The following is a 6559-nucleotide window of genomic DNA, read 5'->3' as shown; positions in this document are numbered from 1 at the left end:
TGCCACCACAGTGCAGTATGGCGGCACTGAGGCCACTCCCGCGAGAGTCGCGCTTGGCGAGCCGCCTGTCACCGTCGACGTCATCAAGGATACGACGACCGCCACATTTGCCGCCGATGTCATCCAGGAATCGCGGCGTCAGCCGGTGCTGGTCGATTTCTGGGCGCCATGGTGCGGGCCCTGCAAGCAACTGACGCCGCTGCTGGAAAAGGCGGTCACCGCCGCCGGCGGCAAGGTCAAGCTGGTCAAGATGAACATCGACGACCATCCTTCGATCGCCGGCCAGCTTGGTATCCAGTCGATACCGGCGGTCATCGCCTTTAGGGATGGCCAGCCGGTCGACGGCTTCATGGGCGCCATTCCGGAGAGCCAGATCGCCGCGTTCATCCAGAAGGTCGGCGGCAAGAACAATGGTGCGCCGCAGGTGGCCGAGGCGCTTGCCGCGGCCGCCGAGGCGCGCACCGCCGGCGATGTGCAGACCGCGGCGGACATCTACGACGCCGTCCTGGAACAGGCGCCGGACACGATCGAGGCGATTGCCGGGCTTGGCGATCTGCTGTTCGAGGCCGGCGATGCCGAGGGCGCCGAAGCGGTGCTGGCGCGGGCCCCGGAAGCCAAGAAGGATGCTCCGCCACTCGCCGCCGTACGCGCCAAGATGGCGCTTGCCGCGCAGGCAGCAGCACTTGGCAATCCGGCCGAACTCCAGCGGCGCCTGGCTGAGAACCCCGGGGACCACCAGGCACGTTTCGATCTTGCGATGGTCCAGAACGCCAACGGCGAGCGCATGGCCGCGGCCGACAATCTGCTGGCGATCGTCAAGGCTGATCGCTCGTGGAACGACGACGGCGCCAAGACGCAGTTGCTGCAGTTCTTCGAGGCATGGGGCATGACCGACGAGGCAACGCTGGCGGCGCGGCGCAAATTGTCGTCGCTGCTGTTTTCCTGAACGCGCATAAAGCTGTTTTTTCCTGATGGCCTTGCGATCGACGACGGCTGCGCCAGATTAGGAGGCCTGACCGATCCGTTCTTCGCTTCGTGACGATTACGCGTCAGGTTGCGATGGGATGGGCGGGCTTCATGCGCTTCTTGAGGGAGCGACCGGAGGCTTGAAGTGCAGGCGGGAAACGCGCATTACCGACTCGATACGGATTTGCCGTCGACGGTGCCGATCTTCCCGCTCGAAGGCGCATTGCTGCTGCCGGGCGGCCGCATGCCGCTCAACATTTTTGAGCCGCGCTATCTTGAGATGGTGGATGAGGCGATCGCCGGATCGCGGCTGATCGGCGTTATACAGCCCAGCCTCGACGGTGCACGGCGTGGCGACGGCGAGCCGGAACTCTGCAATGTCGGCTGCGCCGGACGTATCATCGCACTTTCCGAGAGCGGCGATGGCCGCTACCTGATTTCGCTGCAAGGTGTGTGCCGGTTCCGCATCGTGCAGGAGCTTGTGGTCAAAACGCCCTTCCGCCAGTGCCGGTTTGCGCCCTTTCTCACCGATCTCGACGAAGATCAGGCAGAGGCCGAGATCGACCGGCCAGCGCTGCTCAAGGCATTTCGCGCCTATTTGCAGGCCAACGATCTTGAAGCCGACTGGGAAAGCGTCAGCCGCGCCGAAAATGCCATGCTGGTCAATGCGCTGTCGATGATGGCTCCCTACGGGCCAGCCGAGAAACAGGCGCTGCTCGAAGCCGCGGACCTGAAGACACGCGCCGAAACGCTGATCGCCATCACCGAAATGGCGCTGGCACGTGAGAACGAGGATTTCGGGTCGAGCCTGCAATAGGGGCTCTTCCTTCTCCCCTTGTGGGAGAAGGAAGATTGGCACAGCGCCAAGACGGTTGAGGGGTGCTGCACGGAGCGCCGTTGGTGCCAAGCTGGAACACCCCTCATCCGTCGCCTTCGGCTCTCCTTTCTCCCCGGGGAGAAGGGAGAGCCGCGCGAAACCTAAAGTGACCCCAGAGAAGGACAGACCGAATGGTGGATGGGCGTGATGGAAAGAAGGCCAATGTCGACCCCAAACTGCTGGAATTGCTGGCCTGCCCGCTGACCAAGGGCCCGCTTAGCTGGGATCCGGAGCGAGGCGAGCTCATCTCGAGGGTCGCACGGCTTGCCTATCCGGTGCGTGACGGCATCCCGATCATGCTGCCTTCGGAGGCGCGCTCGCTCCCCTTCGAGGACGGATTGCCGCCGCGTCTGGGCGGACCGTCCTGAACGGTGTAAGGCCTATTGAAAATTGCGCCCTTTGGGCATGACCTTCTCCGCCTTTCCCGACAGCGCCACGAGATCCCGCTGGACCGGCGCGGCTTGTGGGGCATGTGCGTCTGCAACGCCCTCTTCGCGGTTGTCATTCTCCATGCGCCCACTGGCCGAAGGCTCATTGACAGGCTGGCCGGTGCCGGCCTCCTCCAAAAGCACGGAAAGCCACGGTGTCAAATCCTCGACCTTGTCGGCGACGATATGGATGACGTCCGATTCCGACTGCAGTTTGCCGGTGACACGGATTAACCGCGCGCCCATGACAATGGGCCGGTAGCGGTTGAAGGTTCTTTCCCAGAAAATGACGTTGGCCACCGCCTGCTCGTCTTCCAGCGTCAGGAAAATCGCTTTGGCGTTACCCGGCCGCTGCCGCACCAGGACAAGACCGGCGACCGAAACCCGCTTGCCGTCCCGAACCTGGCCGAGGCGCGCATTGGGCGTGACGCCGGAACGGTCCAGCCGCTGGCGCAGAAAGGCAAGCGGATGCGCCTTCAGCGACAGGCCGAGCGAACGGTAGTCGTGGATGACGTGCTCGCCGAGCGGCATTGTCGGCAGCCTGGTCTCGGGCTCAAGATCGCGCAAGCGGATCGCCGGCTGGTCGAACAGCGGCAAGGTCTCGGCGGCACTCTTGCCGTCGAGCGCGCGGACTGCCCACAGGGCGTCGCGGCGGTCGAGGCCGAGCGAACGGAAAGTGTCGGCTTGCGCCAGTTTCTCGATCTCATCGACGTAGAGGCCTGAGCGCAGCCAGACATCGCGAACGGATTCGTAGCCGTCGCCGCGTCTGGCGACAAACACCTCCATGCGCTCCTTCGACAGGCCCTTGACCTGGCGAAAACCCAACCGGACGGCATGATTGGTCCGGATGACACCGCGCATTTCGGCATGGCGGCCGAGGATGCGGGCCGGGTCGAAGGGTGCGTCCTCCAATGCGCAGTCCCAACCGGAAAAATTGACGTCGACCTCGCGGGTTTCGACGCCATGGTCGCGCGCGTCGCGGACAAGCTGAGCCGGCTGATAAAATCCCATCGGCTGGGAATTCAGGATCGCGGCGCAGAACACGTCTGGATAAAATGCCTTGAACCAGCAGGAGGCATAGACCAGCAGGGCGAAGGAGGCGGCATGGCTTTCGGGAAAGCCGTATTCGCCAAAACCCTCGATCTGCTTGAAGCAGCGCTCGGCGAAGTCCTTTTCGTAACCCCGCAAAACCATGCCATCGACCATCCGCTTGCGATAATTGCCGATCGTGCCGGTGCGCTTGAAGGTGGCCATCGCGCGGCGCAGTTCATCGGCCTCGCCCGGCCTGAAGCCGCCGGCGACGATGGCGATCTTCATCGCCTGTTCCTGGAACAGCGGAACGCCCAGTGTCCTGCCGAGTATTTCTTCCAGTTCCGGCTTGGGATATTCGGGCTTTTCCTTGCCCTGCCGGCGGCGCAGATAGGGGTGGACCATGTCGCCCTGGATCGGGCCTGGTCGCACGATCGCCACCTCGATGACCAGGTCATAGAATGTTTTCGGCCTGAGGCGCGGCAGCATCGACATCTGGGCGCGGGATTCGATCTGGAAGACGCCGATCGTGTCGGCGCGGCAGATCATGTCGTAGACATGTTTGTCCTCGGCAGGGAGGGTGGCCAGCACATATGGTTGCCCATAGCCATCCCGCGCCTCCGGATAATGATCCTGGAGCAGGGTGAAGGCGCGCTGCAGGCAGGTCAGCATGCCGAGCGCCAACACGTCCACTTTAAGGATTTTCACCGCGTCGAGATCGTCCTTGTCCCACTCGACCATCTTGCGTTCGTCCATCGCCGTCTTGATGATGGGCACGATCTCGTCGAGCCGGTCCCTGGTGATGACGAAGCCACCGACATGCTGCGACAGATGACGGGGAAAGCCCATGATCTCGTTGGCGCATTCGATCACATGCCTTGTCGATTGGTCGGTCTGGTCGAGGCCGCCGGCCCTGGTCTCCTTTTCGCCGAGCTCCGAGGTTGACCAACCCCAGATCGAGCTGGACAACGCGCTCCTGACATCGTCCGACAGGCCCATCGCCTTGGCCACTTCGCGCATCGCCGAGCGGCCCCGGTAGCTGACGACGGCCGCGGCAAGCGCAGTGCGCTTGGCACTGTATTTCTCGTAGATGTACTGGATGACCTCTTCGCGCTTTTCATGCTCGAAATCGACATCGATGTCGGGCGGCTCGTTTCTTTCCTCGGAAATGAAACGCTCGAAAAGCGAGTCGATCCGCTCGGGTCCCACTTCGGTGATGCCGATGCAATAGCAGACCACCGAGTTAGCCGCGGAGCCACGCCCCTGGCAGAGTATGCCCTGGCTGCGGGCGAATTTGACGATGTCGTAGACAGTCAGGAAATAGCGCGCGTAGTTCAGGCGCTCGATCAAAGCGAGCTCTTCCCGGATCCGCCTAGTCACATCGGCGGGAACGCCTGAGGGGTAGCGCATCGCGGCTCCCTCTCGAGCCAGCCTTTCCAGTTCGGCCTGTGGCCCGAGGCCCGACTCCGTCGGTTCATCGGGATAATTGTATTGGAGGTCACTGAGAGAGAAGCTCAATTCGCCGGCAAAGTGCAGCGTTTCCGCCAGTGCTTGCGGATGCCGCCGGAACAGCCGCGCCATCTCCATTGGCGGCTTCAAATGGCGCTCGGCATTGGCCGCCAGTTCCAGCCCCGCTTCGGCAACAGGCACGTTGAGGCGGATCGCCGTCAGCACGTCCTGCAACCGGCGCCGTTCGGACGTATGGTAAAGAACGTCGTTGGTCGTCATCAGCGGAAGGCCTGATGCCTCAGCCATGGCAGCTGCCTGCTCGATACGGTAGTGGTCGTTGCCGCGATAATCCGGCGAAACGGCAAGCCGCAGATTCTTGCCGAAGCGGTCTTTGAGTCGGCTAACCAGCCTGAGACCATCCTCCGCCGGCGTCGACAGATCCGGCAGGACCGCCAGGGACATGAGATCGCCCCATTCAAAAAAGTCGTCGCGATAGAGAAGCGGTGCGCCCTTTTCGCTATCGTCGCGCATATTGGCTTGCGTCAGCATGCGGCACAGATGGCCCCAGCCCTTGCGGTCCTGCGGATAGGCGAGAACGTCGGGCGTGCCATCGCAAAAAACCAGGCGGCAGCCGGGATGATAGGAAAGACCTTCCACCTTGGCCTGCTGCCAAGCGCGCACGACACCGGCCACCGTGTTGCGATCGGCAAGCCCGATCGACGAAAAGCCCAGAAACTTTGCCGCGACCACCAGCTCCTCCGGTTTCGAGGCGCCGCGCAGGAACGAGAAATTCGACTGGATGCCGAATTCGGCATAGGGAACGACCGTCAGCGCGTTCATGCGAAGACCCCATGCATGAACCAGCGCGGCGGGACTTGAGAGGCGCCGTAGAGACCCTGGCGGTAGAGCCAATAACGGCGGCCGTCGCTATCCTCGATGCGGAAATAATCCCGGGTCGGCGCGTCTTCCGGCCCCGACGTCTCCCGCCACCATTCCGGGGCGATGCGTTCCGGCCCTTCGGCGCGCGCGACCCGGTACAGCGCGCGCCGCCAGCGGAAGTTCATCGGCGGTCCCTCAGGCATTTCGGTGGCCGGCACCTCGATCGGTTCGGGCGAACGGAACAGCCGGATCGGCCGTTCCGGCCGAAAGACAGGCGTGGATGAAGTGTCTTGCATCTTGTCCGGCTTCTTCGGCGGAGAGACCCTTTGCGGCGCCTCCGCATAGGGAAGCGTGGCGACGGCGCGCTCCGGCAGATGACTCTCGACGGCAACCGGTTTCAAAACCGCGCTTTCGCCGAGCCGGGCGCGGATGCGGTCGGCGAAAAGGGCGATGTCGGCGCCGTCATCGTGCGTTTCGCCGGCGAGATCCGCCTGCTGCATGTCGAAGGCCGCGGCCGACAGGACCGAGAGGCGCACGAGATCGAAGCCATAGCCGGCATCGATGTCCTGTTCGAGCGCGGCGAGCCTTTCGTGAAACAATTTCTGGATCAGCAACGGCTCGCGCAAGGGCCGCGACGTGCCGACCGCGATGCGGCTGACGGCGCCGTCAACGCGGAAAAGCAGCAGCGCCAGCCTTCTTGCGCCCTCGCCGCGGCGCTCGAGGTCCATCTTCAATGTCGTCGCCAGCATTTTCACCAGCCGCTCTAATTCGTCGGTCAGCATGATGGGTTCTGCGAGATGGCGTTCGACCGAAAGCGGCGCGACCGGCAGGCGCGGCGACACCGCCTCGTCAAGGCGGCCGAGCGCCTGGTCGAGGCGCAAAAGCAGCGATGTGCCGAAGCGGCGGGCGAGCGGCGCGCGCGGTGCTGCCA

The 6559-nt window shown here is 63.5% G+C and carries 5 protein-coding genes; 3 read left to right on the top strand and 2 right to left on the bottom strand.

The window, feature by feature from the left end; all coding sequences use genetic code 11:
- The 3 genes from trxA to EOA85_RS23925 form a co-directional block, all read left to right on the top strand.
- Positions 1 to 946: thioredoxin (trxA, locus tag EOA85_RS23935; RefSeq protein WP_127211412.1), on the top strand; the 946-nt coding region annotated here is incomplete at its 5' end.
- A gap of 165 nt (positions 947 to 1111) precedes the next feature.
- On the top strand, positions 1112 to 1783 hold the full coding sequence (locus tag EOA85_RS23930; RefSeq protein WP_127211411.1) for an LON peptidase substrate-binding domain-containing protein: 672 nt from the start codon (positions 1112 to 1114) through the stop codon (positions 1781 to 1783).
- A 191-nt stretch (positions 1784 to 1974) separates the two neighbouring features.
- Complete coding sequence (locus EOA85_RS23925; protein WP_065007323.1) at positions 1975 to 2211, top strand: Trm112 family protein; 237 nt, start codon at positions 1975 to 1977, stop codon at positions 2209 to 2211.
- Positions 2212 to 2223: 12 nt separating this feature from the next.
- Here EOA85_RS23925 and EOA85_RS23920 read toward each other — a convergent pair whose 3' ends face one another.
- Both EOA85_RS23920 and EOA85_RS23915 read right to left on the bottom strand, forming a co-directional pair.
- Entirely contained in the window at positions 2224 to 5589 is a 3366-nt protein-coding gene (locus tag EOA85_RS23920) for an error-prone DNA polymerase (protein ID WP_127211410.1), read from the bottom strand.
- Positions 5586 to 6559, bottom strand: a 974-nt coding sequence (locus tag EOA85_RS23915) for a DUF6504 family protein (RefSeq protein ID WP_348627926.1), incomplete at its 5' end; no start/stop codon positions are given. The genes EOA85_RS23915 and EOA85_RS23920, both read right to left, overlap by 4 nt.

The organism is Mesorhizobium sp. M5C.F.Ca.IN.020.29.1.1, from assembly GCF_003997375.1.
Taxonomy (GTDB): Bacteria; Pseudomonadota; Alphaproteobacteria; order Rhizobiales; family Rhizobiaceae; genus Mesorhizobium; species Mesorhizobium wenxiniae.
The sequence above is the reverse complement of the archived record's forward strand: the minus strand, read 5'-3'. Positions and strand labels throughout refer to the sequence as shown.

Coding starts and splice junctions, on each gene's coding strand:
- EOA85_RS23925 (WP_065007323.1), top strand. CDS start 1,975: ATGGTGGATGGGCGTGATGGAAAGAAGGCCAATGTCGACCCCAAACTG.
- EOA85_RS23920 (WP_127211410.1), bottom strand. CDS start 5,589: ATGAACGCGCTGACGGTCGTTCCCTATGCCGAATTCGGCATCCAGTCG.